Source organism: Psychrosphaera algicola (assembly GCF_028401425.1).
GTDB classification, from domain to species: domain Bacteria; phylum Pseudomonadota; class Gammaproteobacteria; order Enterobacterales; family Alteromonadaceae; genus Psychrosphaera; species Psychrosphaera algicola.
The window spans coordinates 1,222,828-1,240,804 of sequence record NZ_JAQOMS010000002.1 but is presented as its reverse complement, the minus strand read 5'-3'; the positions used below and the strand labels follow the sequence as shown (position 1 = coordinate 1,240,804).

General features: G+C 39.5%; 15 protein-coding genes and 5 pseudogenes. 15 read left to right on the top strand and 5 right to left on the bottom strand.

Annotated elements, in window-relative coordinates; all coding sequences use genetic code 11:
- Positions 1 to 5: 5 nt before the first annotated feature.
- Positions 6 to 254, top strand: a complete 249-nt coding sequence (moaD, locus tag PN838_RS06685) for a molybdopterin converting factor subunit 1 (protein WP_215963631.1) — start codon at positions 6 to 8, stop codon at positions 252 to 254.
- Position 255: 1 nt separating this feature from the next.
- Positions 256 to 714, top strand: a complete 459-nt coding sequence (moaE, locus tag PN838_RS06680) for a molybdopterin synthase catalytic subunit MoaE (RefSeq protein WP_215963630.1) — start codon at positions 256 to 258, stop codon at positions 712 to 714.
- Between the two features lie 76 nt (positions 715 to 790).
- On the opposite strand, the gene PN838_RS27085 is transcribed toward moaE, so the two are convergent.
- A complete protein-coding gene (locus PN838_RS27085; protein WP_370661008.1) occupies positions 791 to 901 on the bottom strand; it encodes a DUF6435 family protein in 111 nt (36 codons plus the stop codon).
- 478 nt (positions 902 to 1,379) lie between these two features.
- On the opposite strand from PN838_RS27085, the gene PN838_RS06670 reads away from it, so the two are divergent.
- Entirely contained in the window at positions 1,380 to 2,657 is a 1,278-nt protein-coding gene (locus PN838_RS06670; RefSeq protein WP_215963628.1) for a DEAD/DEAH box helicase, read from the top strand.
- Between the two features lie 1,511 nt (positions 2,658 to 4,168).
- Here PN838_RS06670 and PN838_RS06665 read toward each other — a convergent pair.
- The 4 genes and pseudogenes from PN838_RS06665 to PN838_RS06650 all read right to left on the bottom strand — a co-directional run bounded on the left by PN838_RS06665 (position 4,169) and on the right by PN838_RS06650 (position 8,029).
- On the bottom strand, positions 4,169 to 6,517 hold the full coding sequence (locus PN838_RS06665; protein ID WP_272180098.1) for a DUF748 domain-containing protein: 2,349 nt from the start codon (positions 6,515 to 6,517) through the stop codon (positions 4,169 to 4,171).
- A 238-nt stretch (positions 6,518 to 6,755) separates the two neighbouring features.
- Positions 6,756 to 7,223 carry a bacterioferritin gene (gene bfr / locus PN838_RS06660; RefSeq protein ID WP_215963626.1) on the bottom strand — a complete coding sequence of 156 codons (468 nt, stop codon included), beginning with the start codon at positions 7,221 to 7,223 and terminating at the stop codon, positions 6,756 to 6,758.
- Positions 7,224 to 7,234: 11 nt separating this feature from the next.
- A pseudogene (gene bfr, locus PN838_RS06655) lies at positions 7,235 to 7,698 on the bottom strand (bacterioferritin).
- 136 nt (positions 7,699 to 7,834) lie between these two features.
- Positions 7,835 to 8,029: a (2Fe-2S)-binding protein gene (locus tag PN838_RS06650; protein ID WP_215963624.1), complete on the bottom strand. Its 195-nt coding sequence runs from the start codon at positions 8,027 to 8,029 to the stop codon at positions 7,835 to 7,837.
- A gap of 289 nt (positions 8,030 to 8,318) precedes the next feature.
- Here PN838_RS06650 and PN838_RS06645 point away from each other — a divergent pair.
- From PN838_RS06645 to fadD, 12 genes and pseudogenes are all read left to right on the top strand, one after another.
- Positions 8,319 to 8,923, top strand: a pseudogene (locus PN838_RS06645) (peroxiredoxin).
- Positions 8,924 to 9,089: 166 nt separating this feature from the next.
- Positions 9,090 to 9,659, top strand: a complete 570-nt coding sequence (locus PN838_RS06640) for a DNA-3-methyladenine glycosylase I (protein WP_272180097.1) — start codon at positions 9,090 to 9,092, stop codon at positions 9,657 to 9,659.
- A gap of 21 nt (positions 9,660 to 9,680) precedes the next feature.
- Positions 9,681 to 11,604 (top strand): annotated as a pseudogene (gene yoaA / locus PN838_RS27080) (DNA repair helicase YoaA).
- Positions 11,605 to 11,747: 143 nt separating this feature from the next.
- Positions 11,748 to 12,449 (top strand): tRNA (adenosine(37)-N6)-threonylcarbamoyltransferase complex dimerization subunit type 1 TsaB, encoded by a 702-nt coding sequence (gene tsaB / locus PN838_RS06620; protein ID WP_215963622.1) that lies wholly within the window; start codon positions 11,748 to 11,750, stop codon positions 12,447 to 12,449.
- A 256-nt stretch (positions 12,450 to 12,705) separates the two neighbouring features.
- Positions 12,706 to 13,302: a TetR/AcrR family transcriptional regulator gene (locus PN838_RS06615; protein ID WP_272180093.1), complete on the top strand. Its 597-nt coding sequence runs from the start codon at positions 12,706 to 12,708 to the stop codon at positions 13,300 to 13,302.
- Positions 13,303 to 13,332: 30 nt separating this feature from the next.
- Positions 13,333 to 13,686 (top strand): hypothetical protein, encoded by a 354-nt coding sequence (locus tag PN838_RS06610; protein ID WP_215963620.1) that lies wholly within the window; start codon positions 13,333 to 13,335, stop codon positions 13,684 to 13,686.
- 24 nt (positions 13,687 to 13,710) lie between these two features.
- Positions 13,711 to 14,285 (top strand): annotated as a pseudogene (locus PN838_RS06605) (Slp family lipoprotein).
- Positions 14,286 to 14,340: 55 nt separating this feature from the next.
- Positions 14,341 to 14,511 (top strand): class I SAM-dependent methyltransferase, encoded by a 171-nt coding sequence (locus tag PN838_RS06600; RefSeq protein ID WP_272180091.1) that lies wholly within the window; start codon positions 14,341 to 14,343, stop codon positions 14,509 to 14,511.
- A 25-nt stretch (positions 14,512 to 14,536) separates the two neighbouring features.
- Positions 14,537 to 14,899 (top strand): class I SAM-dependent methyltransferase, encoded by a 363-nt coding sequence (locus PN838_RS06595; protein WP_272180090.1) that lies wholly within the window; start codon positions 14,537 to 14,539, stop codon positions 14,897 to 14,899.
- Entirely contained in the window at positions 14,880 to 15,173 is a 294-nt protein-coding gene (locus tag PN838_RS06590) for a class I SAM-dependent methyltransferase (RefSeq protein WP_272180089.1), read from the top strand. Before PN838_RS06595 ends, PN838_RS06590 begins: the two co-directional genes overlap by 20 nt.
- Entirely contained in the window at positions 15,160 to 16,116 is a 957-nt protein-coding gene (locus PN838_RS06585) for an alpha/beta hydrolase (RefSeq protein ID WP_272180088.1), read from the top strand. Before PN838_RS06590 ends, PN838_RS06585 begins: the two co-directional genes overlap by 14 nt.
- A gap of 205 nt (positions 16,117 to 16,321) precedes the next feature.
- Positions 16,322 to 17,976, top strand: a pseudogene (fadD, locus tag PN838_RS06580) (long-chain-fatty-acid--CoA ligase FadD).
- Position 17,977 lies beyond the last annotated feature (1 nt).

Here is a 17,977-nt window from a genome sequence, read left to right as displayed (position 1 = left end):
TGGCCATGACCGATATTTTATTTTTTGCCCAATTACGGGAGCAACTTGGTTGTGAACAAGTTCAAGTCGAGCTGAAAGAAGCGACAGCGGTCGCAGACTTAATTGGCATACTAGTGACGCAATATCCTCAATGGCAACGTTATCTCACCAATAATAAATTGTTAGTGGCTGTAAACCAGACCATGGTCGATAAAAACCATACGATACATCCGAATGATGAAGTCGCGTTATTTCCGCCGGTCACAGGGGGCTAATATGTTAAATAGCATTAGGGTATTAGTTCAAAATGATGACTTTGACTTAGGTAGTGAATACCAAAAGTTACTGGCAAACGACACAGAAAACGGTGCGGTTGTTACATTTACTGGCTTGGTTCGAGATTATAATCAAGGGCATCAAGTATTGGGGTTAACCCTAGAACATTATCCTGGAATGACGGAAAAAGCGCTTGAGACAATCGCGTTGGAAGCGAAACAAAAATGGCCACTAGGGAGAATAACAATTATTCATCGCGTGGGGTCATTAGGTTTGAGCGAACAGATTGTATTTGTGGGCGTTACAAGTAAACACCGTGAAGCCGCGTTTAGTGCTTCACAATTTATAATGGATTACCTCAAGAACGACGCGCCATTTTGGAAAAAAGAGCAAACAACAGAAGGCGAACGTTGGGTTGAATTTAATGATAAAGACAAAGATGCATTATCACGCTGGTAGAATTCGCTTTATAAGCCACAAAATGGTGGCACCTGCATCGCTGAGTTCGCTTAATTAGTCTAAAGTGACAGACTCATTATTGGGCACTTTTGGCATCCTCTAATATTTTAATTTCTTCGGCAATTTTTTCAGCTTCAGCGGTAATCATTGAGTAAGCTCTGATATTCCCGTTTCGTTGCGCCAACATCGCTTGCTCTAGTTTTGCTTCATAAGTTTTATTTAACTTTTTAATTGGATCTTTTTAAATATTGAGAACATTTAGGTCACTTTTTCTGTTAGGTCATTATCTATATACGCGAAGTGTTAAGTTTTGGTTTAGTTTTTAGTAAATTTAGCTGTGTTTTATGTATTTAGCTTATATTTAACCTATTTAGATTAGTACCGAGGTCGTTCATTGTTTTGACCATAAGAGTGTTAATAAGCTAAATTTAGCAATTTAGTTGCTCCCTGCATTGTCTCATAAGTCGCTCTACTTTTTACATTCAAGTGATTGTCGGCTTTGTCTCGTTGCTCGCATTATCGTCCATTATAATTGCCGAATACATGATATTTAGTGGCTGCAGTTTAAATAAATTTGGTGGTTTTATTCTAGGTGTACATATCGAGTGAGGTTTTTTGATTAGTTTAGGTATAATGCGGCCATTCTTCGCAAATAAATTATCATAATGACGACTTTCGCAAAACTGGGCATTAACACAACGCTTCAATCTAATATCAAGCGTTTGGGCTATAAAAAGCCAACTTATATACAAGAAAAATCAATTGGTGCAGTACTTTCTGGCACCGATACTTACGCTATTGCCCCGACAGGAACCGGTAAAACTGCGGCTTATTTACTGCCTATATTGCAAGAGCTAAGTCAGACTGATCACAGTGAAGACCAAGTTAGACCTATCCGTGCGTTGTTCTTAGTACCTACCCGAGAACTGGCGCAACAAGTTGAAGAGTCAATTGGTCAATATGGTAAAGGTTTAAAATTGCGTACCATCAGTATATTTGGTGGGGTGCGTATTCAATCACAAGTCAATCGCTTTAAACGTGGAACGGACATTATTGTTGCTACTCCAAAGCGACTGATTGACTTAATGAAGATAAAAGCTATTTCATTAAATGACATTCAATTTTTTGTTATGGACGAAGCTGACAGATTGGTCAGCATGGGTATTTATCACGAGCTGAAAAATATTTTAGCGGCGATGCCGAAAAAAGCACAAAAGGTTCTGTTTTCTGCAACGGATTCAAAAACCTTAAACAAGTTTAATCAAGAACATTTAAACAGAGTTAAAATTGTTAAAGGCGGCAGTATACAACCAGCTTTAGATAAAATTTTACATACAATGTACCGTTGTTATGGTGACGATAAAAACAAACATTTATTTGGTTTGTTAAATATGATCAACTGTGACCGAGTATTAATTTTTGCTCGTACTAAATTTGACGTTAATTTTTTAACCAAGATTTTAAATGACGAAGGATTTGTTACAACAGGTATCCATAATGAAATCTCGCAAAAACAAAGACAGCAACGATTAGCTGGCTTTAAAGATGGCGAATTTAAATGTCTAGTTGCTACTGACATTGTTTCCCGTGGTATTGATATTAGCGGTTTGTATTATGTGATTAACTACGATTTACCAGTTAACAATAATGATTATATACACCGAGCTGGTAGAACCGCACGGACAAAAACCAATAAACTTGAAACCAAAAAGGTGATCGCTGATAAAATTGAGAAACAAGCATTGTCTCGAGAAGTGATTGCTAAAAACCAGACGGTCTTCAATCCCGCTGTCGATATGGAAACAACAGTTAAGGTAACTGATATTCAAGGACACATCTTCTCCCTTGTGAGTTCATCACAGGAGCGATTAGTGCCATTAATTTCAAAGGCGGTTGGTAAAGATATTAAATTAGAACGTCCGCCTTGGAGAATTGAGCGATAATACAGCGGAAGCTGAGTTTGCTGATTTTCTGGGCCTAAAATATTTAGGCGAACTATGAACTTCCACTGCACTTGGTTGGAGGTTCTGAATATCGCTGGGGCTCGACTTATAAAGCTTAGGATTAGCGGGCATTTTGCGATCAGCAACTCTGACCCCACAGGTTTTTAGAACAGATCGTCATTCCAAAATCGCCCCAGCGATATTTGGAATCTCCAACAAACGACTCCGAAAGTAAAAATATTTTGGTGCGATATACATTGGCGTTACTAGCAACATTCAAGCATTCTTTAGTGCGAATTATGACATTCCTCTGCACTTGGTTGGAGATCCTGAATATCGCTGTGGCTCTTGCAGGATGACGTTTTTTGTTCTGATTACTGTATGCCAATTAAAAGTGGATTATGAACTTCCTCTGCATTTGGTTGGAGATCCCTAATATCGCTGTGGCTCTTTTGGGATGACGTTTTTTATTCTGATTACTGTATGCCAATTAAAAGTGGATTATGAACTTCCTCTGCACTTGGTTGGAGATCCTGAATATCGCTTAGGCTCGACTTATAAAGCTTAGGATTAGCGGGCATTTTGCGATCAGCAACTCTGACCCCACAGGTTTTTAGAACAGATCGTCATTCCAAAATCGCCCCAGCGATATTTGGAATCTCCAACAAACGACTCCGAAAGTAAAAATATTTTGGTGCGCTATACATTGGCGTTACTAGCAACATTCAAGCATTCAAGCATTCCATAGTGCGAACTATGCACTTCCTCTGCACTTGATTGGAGATCCCTAATATCGCTGTGGCTCTTTTGGGATGACGTTTTTTTCTGTTTTGTTCTGAAGGTGGTTTTTCTTTAAAACAAGGTGTTGTTACACCTTAAGTTCAGGCGACATTTCCTTCGTCTGAATCCCCTTAGTTGAGATTTATATCTCGAAGTGAACGGCAGGGACGCCGTTGCAAGGAATGTGCATAGGGATGTGCGTACATTCCGTCTTCGACGATAATATAAATCTTAAATAAGGAGTAGGGATTTAGCCGAAAGCGGCCTTTTGCCTACTTTTGGGGCTGTTGCAAAAGTATGGTCGACGCAGTCGAAATAGCTGCCCGCAGGGCAAAGAAAGACTCAGCCTGCAAGGCGAATTATGAAATTCCACTGCACTTGGTTGGAGATCCTGAATATCGCTGTGGCTCGACTTATAAAGCTTAGGATTAGCGGGCATTTTGCGATCAGCAACTCTGACCCCACAGGTTTTTAGAAAAGATCGTCATTCCAAAATCGCCCCAGCGATATTTGGAATCTCCAACAAACGACTCCGAAAGTAAAAATATTTTGGTGCGCTATACATTGGCGTTACTAGCAACATTCAAGCATTCAAGCATTCCATAGTGCGAACTATGCACTTCCTCTGCACTTGGTTGGAGATCCTGAATATCGCTTAGGCTCTTTCAGGATGACGTTTTTTGTTCTGAAATTAAGAGTCAACTCAGTGGGAGAGTTGACTCTATGAAGGTTTATAATTGGTCGATGTCAATTCTTGGTTTTGCATCGTCGTCGGCATCTATTTTTGCCGAGCAAGAATACAAACGTTTAGACGTAATGGCATAGTTATTAATCAACAGTGTTTTAAGGGCAACGCCACGTTTTTGGGCGAGTTGAATTCGATCATCTTTATTAAACTCTGATCCTAATTCTGCAGGGGTCGCTACTGGACATAACTTGATATTAATATCTGGGTTTTGCTTTAAAGCTGCAGCCAGTTGGGAGATATATTCAAGTTGTTCGTCTTGGACTTGGATATCATCAGGTCGATAAATCAAAGGTTCAAAGCGAATTTTTAGTAAATGGTCACTGGCGGACATCGCAATTTTGACGACTTTTGCATATGGTAAAAAGCTAGTGATTAAATAATCTTTAGCAGCAGACATTGTTGCCTGTTTGATTACTAAACTCATAATACCGGAAAGGCCAACAGATGGTTTATTCAAATCACCTTTGATAGGGATGTCGAGCTCAACTACATCGTCGCCATCTTTTAACATCCCAAGTGCAGCATTAAACGATATAGCGCCACCGCTTAAGTTATTTTTCTCACCAGATTCTTCAATGGCATTTAATTCCATAGATTTAAGGTGAGTTAACGATTTGCCAGATAAAGCGGTTCCATCAACTTTTACCGATACTTTAGAGTCTAACTGACCACTTTCAATATTATAACCAAGCGCTGAACTGACATAAGGCGAAAGTTCAGGCAGGCTTAATTCATCTACCGTTACCTTCCCTTTATATTGCGGCTTTGGCAAAAATGGTTGCAAGTCTGCATTGGCGGCAATTTTAGTATATTCGTCGAGCTGAGCTGACAACTCAAACTTAGTGATTTGCTGTGGCGCTAGACTGTTTATTTCGGTTAGATTTAATGTGTTTACTTTTAGGTGCGTATTAAATGCAGGCTTAACACTGAAATCACGAAACTTTGCATCTGTTGGTTCCAACAGCGTTACTTTACCGACACGTATGTTTGGTTGTACTTTGCTTTCAGTTTGTTTTTCGGTCGCCGCGGCAACTTCTGTTTTGTCTGTGCTTTCTTGAGTCCCAGTATTTTTCTCCGGGTTCGCGACTGCTTCACTTGATGTCGCTGCAGTTGACGTTTTAGCAGTAGGGCTTTCTGGCACTGGAGTCGTGTAACTGTCTGCTTTGGCTGGCGCTAAGAATAACGGTGTGAGTTGTTTGTCTTTTGACATTGTGGCGTTCATGCCAATTTTACCGATAAGTATTTCATCAACATTCACGTTTTGTTGGCTGGCAATGATTCGATTGATCTCTGCTGCATCAAGTGACAATAGGGGATCAGATGGTTCTGCGCCTTGCATCGCAACAAGTGTCGATATCACGAGTTGCTCAACCGATACTTCAGGGGTAAATACTAGTTGGGTTTTATCATTGGATAGTACAATATCTTTGAGAGCTAACGACGCTAACGAAAGTGTAGTTTCCAATTGCGCTAATGGACGAATAACCAAACTTTGTTGTGAGACAGATAATTCCGCAGCGATTGATTTAGGCGCATTATTTTCTAGCTGAACTTGAATTGTTTTTGAGTCAATATGAAAGTTCTGATTATCAATTTGGTATCCCGCAGCGGCGACAGCTGTATTCGAGAGTGCAAAGTCAAATCCGTCGACATCTACATCTAGCACAGTGCCTAGTGTTAAAAGAACTTTGGTATCTAATGTAATATCCGTTTTCAGGTCAATTGGATTGTCAGGATTATCTACTGTTAGTTGGATAGTAGATTGCAGGTCTGTTTGTGCAGATAACTCGCTACCGTCAAAACTAAACCTATTTAAATTAAAGTTTTCAACGTCTATAGTTGTTGCTAACTCAGGCTGAGAAAACTCTACATGGATTGACTTAAGTTGCAGCTTTTTAATTGCAATATTAAGTGGTTTAGCTTGTGCGTCTTTAGACAGTTCTTGAGTCTGCTCAGTGTCTTTCACATTCGCGATAGGGGCGTCATCAGCGGCAAGCTCAGGTGTCGCTTTTTTAGAGTCGAAGAGTGCCAATACATCAACTTCATTTAAAAAGACGTTTTCCTGCTCGAGTCTAACTTTTGAATCAAGACCTTCTAAATAAACTTTGTGAAACGCAATATCACCTTTTAATAATGGGAACGCGGCAATGTCGACGATCAGGTGTTTAAAATGAACCAGCTCGGTTTTATTATGGACAAGACTGAAATCTCTTATATCGAGCGCAATTTGTACCGGATCAAATATAATTGTGCCGCCATCTTTAACCTCTAATTCAAAATCTTTAAGAGCAAAATTTGTGATTGGCGTTAAGAAAAAGTCGCGGTGATCCAAAAGATTAAAAATACTGAAAAGAAAAAATAGAAAATGGCATATAACAGCTTTTGCAACATTTAAAAGCAACCTATGAATGGATTAATTAAAAGTGGGGATCAGTGTTAATACTAATTCGCCAATTATTTTGTATGGGAGTCTATTTTAAGTAAATGACAGGAGTTTGAAAGGATAATAAATCAATAATTTACAATTAATTTTTATTTTGCAGAAAAGTGGGGCGAACCCCATTTGTACATTACATTTGAGATTGTAAATAGTTAGGTAGACTGATTGTTTTGATAAGACGCAATTGTTGTTCAAGCCAGAACGCATGGTCGGTTTCCGTGTCATCGATAAGAACTTGTAACATGTTACGCGTGACAAAATCTTTTTCAGTTTCACACAATGCCATTGTATCTTTTAATGCTTGAGCTACAGCAAGTTCGACTCGTAAGTCACTGGCAAGCATACTTGGTACGTCATTGCCTATCTGCAGACCATCGCGGGTCACCATATCAGGCGTGCCTTCTAAAAACAAAATACGTTCAATTAGCAAAGACGCATGGCCTTTTTCATCGTCGAATTCATGATCGATTCGCTCAAATAATTTGGTGAATCCCCAGTCGTGATACATACGAGAGTGAATAAAGTATTGGTCCATTGCCGCAAGTTCATATGCTAACAATCCATTTAGCGCGTCAATAATTTTTTGATTACCTTGCATAATGTTGTCTCCTAAAGTTGAGCTTGCAGGTATTTTTCAATACCCATATTGGCGATTTGATAGTCTTGAGTTTCTAACCAATCCAAATGTTCTTCTTCATATTCTAAGATGTCGACTAATATTTGGCGGGTAACAAAATCTTTTTCTTGCTCGCACAAAGCGATAATTGGTTTCATTTGACTAATTTGAGCGGTTTGAAACTTGGCGTCACAACCTAACATCTCTTGGGTTTCTTCACCGATAGACAGGGCACCAAGCCGTTGCAAGTTTGGCAAGCCTTCTAAAAAGAGAATGCGTTCAATTAGAACATCGGCTTGTTTCATATCTTTAATCGATTTTTTATAACACTTGTCGTTTAACGCTGACAGGCCCCAATTTTTGTACATACGAGCATGTAAAAAAACTGGTTTATTGAGGTTAATTCGGTAGTTAGCACTTCGTTAAGTGCGGATAAAATTGCGCTGTTGCCTTTCATAGTCAGACTCCAAATGAAATGAGTCTCAGTATTATAGCTATTATTCGGGGAGTCAAAAAAATTATAATAAAAACAACAAGTTAATAATGATAATTGTTATTAATTAGATTCACATTTAGATTCACAAAAAGAGGGGTTAACCAACATCCTTAAACATTGTGTCGTCGATGATAGTGTCGTCTATAATTTTTTGTGCAACTTTAGTACAGGTGCCACATTGTGACCCCAAAGGCATGAGTTGTTTTAGCTCACGAAGAGACCCCACGCCTTGGGCGCGAACCGCTTCTTTTATATCTTTATCTGTAATGCCTTTGCATAAACAAACGTACATGAAATCACCTCAAATCTTAATGCAAGTGATAATAATTCTCATTAAGTTAAAAAGCAACTACTATTTGTGTGAAAATCCGTCTAAGTTGTAAAGTCATTCGAAAAATAAAGTTAGAACAATGATCTAATTACTGGTCAAAAGGTTATATTTTTTAGAGTAAATCGAATATTCCGATAGAGTTAATCGAAATAACATCTTGGTTTAATCAAATTGGTCTATATATACTGTGTGCAATTCAAAGACGCAGACATTATGTTTGCTTTAATATTTTAACAAAATGGAGAATACCATGGGCGTATTAGTAGGCCGTCAGGCACCTGATTTCACGGCAGCAGCTGTATTAGGTAACGGTGAAATCGTAGATTCATATAACTTTGCAGAAGCAACTAAAGGTAAAAAAGCAGTTGTTTTTTCTACCCTCTAGACTTCACTTTTGTATGTCCTTCTGAATTAATCGCTTTCGACAAGCGTTTAGCTGAATTCAACAAGCGCGGCGTTGAAGTAATCGGTGTTTCTATCGATTCACAATTTAGCCACAATGCATGGCGTAACACTGCTGTTGAAAATGGCGGTATCGGTGAAGTTGGTTATGCACTAGTTGCAGACGTTAAACACTCTATCTGTCAAGCATATGATGTAGAACATCCTGAAGCTGGTGTTGCGTTCCGTGCATCTTTCCTAATTGACGAAGACGGACTTGTTCGTCATCAAGTTGTTAACGACCTACCTTTAGGCCGTAACATCGACGAAATGTTACGTATGGTTGACGCATTAAACTTCCACCAGTCACACGGTGAAGTATGCCCAGCTGGTTGGGAAGAAGGTAAAAAAGGAATGGACGCTTCACCTGCGGGCGTTGCATCTTACCTAGCTGAGAATGCTGAAGGTCTTTAATTAGACTGCGTCGCTGACATTGTCAGTGACAGACTCGCTCTAATTTAATTGGGCGATACAAATTATAAGCCAGTTGCAATGCAACTGGCTTTTTTGTATCTGCTATATTTCTTTTAGTTAAAGAAATAGAATGAATTCTGATTTCGCCAATTTTAAGGTTTTAAATATGACATGCACTTGGTGTGGCACAGACCCTATTTACGTTGAATATCACGATAAAGTTTGGGGGCGTCCGCAATTTGATAGTCGTCATCTTTTTGAGAAACTTTGTTTAGACGGGCAACAAGCCGGTTTGAGCTGGATTACCATTCTAAAGAAACAAGCAGGATATGAAAAAGCTTTCGCTAACTTTGAGCCAAGTGCAATAGCAAAATTTGACGCAGATAAAGTTGAAGAACTGATGTTAAACCCTGACATCGTTCGCAATCGGCAAAAAATAAATTCGATTATTAAAAACGCAAAAGCGTTTCTCACATTCGAAGCAGAGCACGGAAAAGGGAGTTTCAGTGAATTTTTGTGGCAATTTGTCGACGGCAAACCTTTGGTCAATGAATGGCAAAGTAAATCTGATGTTCCTGCGGTAACACCACAAAGTGAAGCGATGTCAAAAGCATTAAAATCTCTAGGGTTCAGTTTCGTCGGCCCAACTATATGTTATGCTTTTATGCAAGCTGTAGGCATAGTGAATGATCATTTGGTATCATGCCCCGCACATAAAGAATGTATCCGTTCATAATTTTCTAAGGTAACCCGCAAGTTGGCTCAATCTGCTACTAATTCTGTCTCCCAATGTTTCGCCAAAGAAGGTGCGTTGGCTAAAGCCATCCTAGGCTTTAAGGCACGTCAATCTCAACTCGACATGGCCCATGCGGTTGCGAGTGTGATCAAAGATAAAAAGCAACTGGTGGTTGAAGCTGGGACTGGTACCGGTAAAACTTTTGCTTACCTTGCCCCGGCTTTACTCGCCGGGAAAAAGTCATTGTTTCTACCGGAACTAAGGCACTCCAAGAGCAGTTGTTTCACCGTGATCTACCATTAGTAAAAGACGCATTAAAACCTCGTTTTCGTACGGCTCTTTTAAAAGGTCGAAGTAATTACCTGTGCCAATATCGCTTAGAAGTAAATGGCCAGCATCCGCCGTTTGACGACAAAGAATTTTTACACGATATGTCTGAAGTCCGTAAATGGTCTTCACAAACGGACAGCGGTGATTTAGGTGAATTAACAACAATAGAAGAGGGTAGCCGCGCAATTCCGTTTGTCACAAGTAATGTTGAAAACTGTTTAAGCAAAGATTGCCCTAAGATTGGTGAATGTCATGTTATGACAGCCCGAAAAGACGCATTAGAAGCGGATTTAGTGGTGGTGAATCACCATTTGTTTTTTGCCGACATGGCCTTAAAAGACACCGGTTTTGGCGAATTAATTCCTGACGTTGATGTGATCATTTTTGACGAGGCACATCAAATTCCTGATATCGCATCTGAATATTTTGGTGAACACTTTTCATCACGCCAGGTTTTTGAGTTGTGCAAAGATATACAAGCTGAATACGCTGCTAATTTGCGAGATTTGCAACAACTTAACAAAGCCGCAATCAATCTTGAAAAAATATTCTCGATATGCGATTAGTGTTTGGCATTGATCCTGAAAAAGGAAATTGGCGTGATAGAAGTCGCAATGATGCAATCCAACAAGCAATTAAACACATAAGTAAGTCATTTGAATTCCTTTATGATGTACTAAAACTGGCGATATCAAGAAGTGATGCGATTGATAACTGCTTTGATAGGCTAGTGCAGTTAAAAGGCAAATTTGAGAAAGTTAATCAAATAGAAGATACCGGGTTTAGTTATTGGTACGAAACTACCAAAAGGCATTTTTCATTACACATCACACCGCTTTCAATCGCGGACAAATTTGGTGGTTATGTCGACGAGTCGACGGCGAGCTGGATATTCACTTCGGCCACAGTGTCGGTGGATGATAAGTTTGAGCACTATACTAATCAGTTGGGTATTCAAGACGCTAGAACGCTTTTATTGGACAGCCCGTTTGATTATCAGAAACAAGCCTTGTTTTGTGTGCCGCGTTATTTTCCTGAACCGAATGATAAAGCTGCTGTAGGGGCGATTACCGAACTCGCACTTGAGTTAATCACCGCAAGTCGTGGTCGAGCATTTTTATTGTTTACGAGTCATCGGGTAATGAGTTTAGTTGCACAACGACTCGAAGATAAAACGCCGTTGCCTATTTTAGTCCAAGGGACAACGAGTAAACGGCTTTTATTAGACAAGTTTACCAAGTTAAAGCACGCCGTTTTATTGGGGACTGGGTCATTCTGGGAAGGGGTAGACGTACGTGGTGATACATTAAGTTTGGTTATGATCGATAAATTACCATTTGCTTCGCCGGATGACCCATTATTACAAGCCCGAATTGAGGATTGTAAACGAAAAGGGTTAGACCCGTTTCCCGAAGTTCAGATACCGCAGGCCGTAATAACACTTAAACAAGGCGTGGGAAGACTTATACGAGATGTCACAGACCGAGGGGTATTAGTGATCTGCGATCCAAGGTTGGTTACGCGCGGTTATGGTGAAGTCTTTTACGAAGTTTGCCAGATATGCGAAGAACTCAGTGACACCGACTATGTAGTTGAGTTTTTAGAGTCTCTTTAAATTTTTCTCAAGGTAAGCGGTAAAAATATACATACATGTTTAACTCAAAACTTAATTGAGAATGACGTAAACAGATAATTGCTTTATAACGGTGACTATTGCCAAAGCAATTTGAAATTAACAACAAATTTAGATTACAAATTATGAAAATACTAGCAATAGACGCCGCAACTGAAGCTTGTTCAGTTGCACTTTACCTTGATGGTGAAGTGACATCGAAATTTGAGTTGGCTCCGCAGCAACACTCACAAATGCTGTTGCCAATGGTTGATCAAATATTAGCTGATGCAGGTATTGCGCTTAACCAATTAGACGCAATTGCCTATGGGCAAGGGCCGGGTAGTTTTACTGGGGTAAGAATTGGTGTTGCGATTACTCAGGGTTTGGCATTTGCGGCCGATTTGCCTGTAATTGGTATCTCAAGTATGGCTGCTATGGCCCAGCAGGTTATGGCTCAGCACAAAGCAACGGGCGATAACTTCGAGCAAGTGGCTCATGTGTTAGTTGCAATTGATGCGCGCATGTCAGAAGTGTACTTTGGCTTATACCAAAATGTTGAAGGTTTGGCCCAACTGGTAAACACGGAAGGGGTGTGTGCGCCACAGGATTTAGCGTTGGATGCATTACCTGACTTGTTCAGTGCAGGTACAGGATGGCAAACCTATCAACAAATATTAACGGAAAAATACTTAGTAAATTCGACAGAAGTACATTTACCGAGTGCAGAATTTATGTTGCCTCTTGCTGTGGCTCAATATAAAGCGGGTCATATTGTATCTGCTGAACGTGCCCAGCCAAATTATGTTCGAGATGAAGTCTCATGGAAAAAGTTACCGGGCCGATAAGTGTTACAGAAAGCGATTATTAGCGCGTTAAATTTAAACGTTTAATAAAGGCACAAATAACAGTTGAAATGTTAACGGTTACAAATATCATATACAAATCGGAACTTTTTGTACCGTTTGGTGTCGTAACTTAAATTAAGTTAGATTTTGTACTTAGCGTATTGACGGTTTTGCAATAAGATAGTGTCATTGCATACTGTAAAAAAGCTTGGATGGACTGCGACTAGCGCAGTCGGAATAATAGAAGAAATGAAACATGGCACTGAGAGATCCAGATAAAACTCGAAACCGAATTTTAACGGTAGCAGCGCATATTTTTCATCAAAAAGGCTATAATTGTACGAGTCTGTCGGACATTTTACATGCTTCTGAAATGTCGAAAGGTGCTTTGTATCACCACTTTAGCAACAAAGAAGATTTGTTGTTTGCGATTGTTGAAGAAGTTTATCAAGAGCAATTCTTATCGCCTTGGCGTAAAGTGTTAAATACTGAATCACCAATGAATGCAATGGCAGAAGTTGTTGAAAATAATGGTAAAAATGACACAAATGAAGCTATGTGTGTCGGTTGTCCAATTTATAATTTAGCCGGAGAGTTGTCGGCAATTAATGATGGTCTTAGACAACGTGTAGATACTATTTTTAGAAATTTGTTCAACATTATTCACGAAGCAATTGAAATGGCTAAAAAAGCAAATCAAGTGGATGCTAGCGTAGATAGTGAAAGAGTGTCATTATTAATATTAAGTAGCCTTAACGGCATGCCACAAATTGTAAAAAGTTGCCTAGACCGTAATATGTTTAGACAACTAAACGGCGCCTTGGCTGATTATATTCGTAGTTTTTGTAAATAAAAAATTCACATTTTAGTTGTGGAGGATTAAGTGAACAGCATCGCTAGTTCGTATAGCAACGTACCTAAGTATGTTGATTATACAAAAACAAATAGTGGGATAACTCGTGTATCTCAAGAAAAACAGGTGTTTGCAGAAACGCTGCAGGATACGCGTGCACGTGAGGATGTCGCTCAAACACAAAGTCGTTTCGACGATAAACCAGAAAAAGTCATCGCACCTTCCTCAGATACCGTTAAACAGTTGCAACAATTTTCTAGTAACCGATATCCAGAAAATGCCAATGGATTAGGACGAGTTGCGATAAATTCATATGGCAAATATGCGTCAAACGAAGTCGTAGCTGATTTTTCAGATAAAGTGAAAGTTGATCTTCGTGCTTAAGTTTGTATTCAATAAAGGAACATTATGAAGAAGTTGTTATTGGGATTGTTGTCGTTATCCTTATCGGCCTGTGTTAGTTATCCTGAAAATGTTCAGGTTGCTGAAGGCACAAACCTTGTTTCTTATACTGATGTTGTTGAATCTAGTGCTCATATAAAGCAACTAGCTCGCTGGAGTGGTGTGATTGCAGAAGTGACTAATCACAAAGAAACCACACAATTAGATATTCTCTATTACCCTGCAAGTGGTGACGGTCGACCAAAAACGGATGAAGAGCCGCTTGGTCGTTTTCGAGTTTATTCGGATACGTTCTTAGACCCTGCGATTTACAAGCAAGGAAAGTCTATTACCGCGCTCGGCACCATAGCGAAAAAGAAATGGCTAAAATTGGCGACTTTGAATACGAGTATCCAACATTAGTGCAAAGCAAAATTTATCTTTGGAAGAAGCAACAGCCTAGAACAAAGGTCCAATTTGACTATGGTTTTTATGGCCACCCTAGATATTATTGGAACGGTGGTGCGAGACACATATATATAATTGGTAAAGATAAGCCTGCACCAAACCATGGCACAAAGAAAAGCAAAAATCGGACTTAACTCTATAGGTGGGTCACCCATTAATTTTTCGTTTCAGCATAGCTTTGGGAAGTAGATGAATAAGTATATTTTGAGTTTTGTTTTGTTGCCCCTGATTGCTGCCTTTGGCGTGGTTTCTGAACCACGTTCAATCGACTCCATTTTGGATTCTGATCATCGTCTTGAGCAGGATAAGCAAAGAGATATCTACCGTCACCCGAAGGAAACCTTAGCGTTTTTGGGCTGAAACCCAATCACACTGTGTTAGATATTTGGTAGGATCTGGTTGGTACACAGAAATTGTAGCGCCATATGTCAAAGGAAGTGGTCAATATATTGCGGCTAACTTTTCGCCGGAACGTTTTAATTCTGGTGATAAACGAGAAGTTTATTGGGGGAAAATATCCCTAAAATTTATGGAAAAAGTTGCGGAAAAAGATATTTACGGCGATGTGCAACTTGAAGTTTTCGAAAATGGAAAATTTGAGAAACCTAATAATTTACCAAAGGTGGATATCGTATTGTTAATTCGTTCGATCCATATTTGGGATGAACAGGGGACTCTTTCGGAAGGTTTAAAGTCTGTATTTGAGGTTCTAAAACCTTGGCGGCATATTGGGCATAGTTCAACATAGATCTAACTCAATATCGTCTATTGCCTCAAGTGCTAGTGAAGGCTATATGGATGAGCGATATGTTATAGATGCTGTAACGCAAGCGGGTTTTGAGTTAGAAGCGTCGAGCAATATAAATGCGAATCCGAATGACACAAAAGATTACCCACGTGGTGTTTACACATTACCACCAACACTGGCTATGGGTAATGTAGAGCGTGACAAATATTTACAAATCGGTGAGAGTGACCGTATGACTTTGAAGTTCGTCAAACCGACTCATGCTAAAAACTGAAGAATTTGCATTACAAACGTCATCAGGCCGTATAACAGGACTCACGAATACCCACCTAAATAATCGACCAACCGTATTAGCACTGCACGGTTGGTTAGATAATGCCGCAAGTTTTCTGCCTCTAATATCACATACGCAAGAGTATAATTGGATAGCGATAGATTTGCCCGGCCACGGTCATTCAGAACATCGCGCTGCACGATCGTATTACCACTTTATTGATTGGATATCAGATTTAACCGCTATCGTAGATGCTATTTTGGCAAGTGACGTATTTTCTCATGTTCAAAATTCTGATTTTATTCTTGTCGGGCATTCGATGGGCGGCATGATTTCAAGTGTATTTGCTGGGCTTTACCCAAATGTATTTTCGAAACTTGTATTAATTGACGCTGCAGGACCTATTACAGAACCAGAAGATTATAGTGTTGAAGATATTAGAAATGCGCTGGATAGTCGTCAAAAACTAAGTAAAAAAGCGATTTATATTGATAAAAAACTAGACGATTCAAATTCAAATAATGCATCTACCACCTCGGTTCAATTGGGCTATAAATCGCGAATTCATAAGTCTTTGGAAAGTGCGATAAAGGCCCGGAAAAATTCTGGAGATATTAGTTACGAGTCGGCAGCAATGCTTGTTGAACGAAATATTAAAGAAACTGAAAATGGTTTTGAATGGCGTATCGATCAGCGGCTTAAAACATTTTCGCCCATTAGATTGTCAGAACCGCTAGCGCATAAAATCATTAGCGCTATTTCAGTTCCTACACTAATTTGTTTAGCTGAAAACGGCCTAGAGCAGGTAAAACAAAATTTGGCACGATTTAAAGCTGATTATCAAGATGCATCCCATATTGAAGTCATTGGGTCACATCACTGTCATATGGATGAAGTAACGTCGGTAAGTCGTGCTATCCATGCTTTTATAGAGTCCAAATAACCTGTTTTTTAACAATTGGTCGCAATATTGATGAATTTATTTGTCTCATCGGATGAGTTGCAGTAAGGTACGGCCATATATAATTTGTCGTTATGACTCATTTAAAACGTATTTTGAACGAATAATAATAATTTGCTGGTCCAAAGCTTGTGAAATAACCTTTGGTATTGGCGTCAAAATGCGAACAATTACTTGGAGTACTCTTTTGGAAAAAGTTTGGCTTAAAAATACCCTGAAAATGTCCCATCTGAAATTGATCCTAATCATTATGATTCATTGGTTGATATTTTTGCTCAAAGTATTAAAAAGTTTGGAAGTAAAACTGCTTTTATCAATATGGGCGGCGAGCTAACTTACGATGAACTAGATACCGCGGCCAATTCGTTTGCTTCATATTTGCAAAATACTCTTGGGATCCAAAAGGTGATGCTGTCGCATTAATGATGCCTAATTTATTACAGTATCCTGTCGCTTTGTTAGGTGTGCATCGTGCGGGTGGTATTGTCGTCAACGTCAATCCATTGTATACCCCACGTGAACTTGAGCATCAACTCATCGACAGTGCCGCAAAGGCGATAGTTATTGTTGATAATTTTGCTAACACGTTAGAGCAAGTTATAGCTAACACCCCCGTAAAACATGTGATCCTAACAAAAATGGGCGATATGTTAGGCCTTAAAGGGCATGTTGTTAACTTTGTTGTTAAACGTGTGAAAAAGATGGTCCCGGCTTTTCAGTTACCCGCTGCGATTAAATTTAATGACGTTCTTTCACAAGGTGCTCAATCGACGTTACAACACGTCGAATTAACTGGCGATGATATTGCATTTTTGCAGTATACCGGTGGTACGACAGGCGTGTCTAAAGGCGCAATGTTAACGCATCGCAATATGGTGGCTAATTTAGAACAAGTTTCTGCATTGATGAAAGCGTGTTTGGTTGAAGGCGAAGATACTATAGTTACAGCACTGCCGCTTTATCATATCTTTGCGTTAACAGCGAATTGCCTTTTATTTGTTAAATTTGGTGGCACCAACCTGCTTATTACCAATCCACGAGATATCGTCAGGTTTTGTAAAAGAATTAGGTAAATATCCGTTTACGGCCATAAGCGGTGTTAATACTTTGTTTAATGGGTTGCTAAACACGCCCGGTTTTAAAGAGCTCGACTTTTCATCATTACGTCTTAGTATTGGTGGTGGTATGGCAGTACAACGAGCAGTGGCCGAGCGTTGGTTAGATGTCACTAAGTGCGACTTACTTGAAGGTTATGGCCTTACTGAATGTGCACCGGTAGTTTCTTTTGTGCCTTATAACATTGGACGCTATACGGGCAGTATCGGTGTCCCAGCTCCGTCTACGGATATTAGATTAGTTTCCGATGAAGGTGAAGATGTCGCACAGGGAGAAGCTGGCGAACTATGGGTCAAAGGCCCGCAAGTAATGAAAGGTTATTTAGGTCGGCAAGACGCGACTGATGAAGTTATGCATGAAGGCTGGTTTGCAACAGGTGATATAGCAAAGATAGATAAAGAAGGGTTGTTATATATAGTTGACCGTAAAAAAGACATGATCTTAGTGTCTGGCTTTAATGTATTTCCAAACGAAATTGAAGACGTTGTGGCAACCCTTGACGGCGTATTAGAATGCGCTGCAGTAGGCGTTCCGAATGAGTCTTGTGGTGAACTGGTTAAAATTTTTGTTGTTAAGAAAGACCCTAACTTAGACGAAGAGACGATAATTTCCCATTGCCGTGAAAGATTAACGGGATATAAAGTACCCAAACTGATAGAATTCAGAACCGAATTACCGAAAACTAATGTCGGTAAGATACTTCGCCGAAAACTAAAAGAGAGTTAAC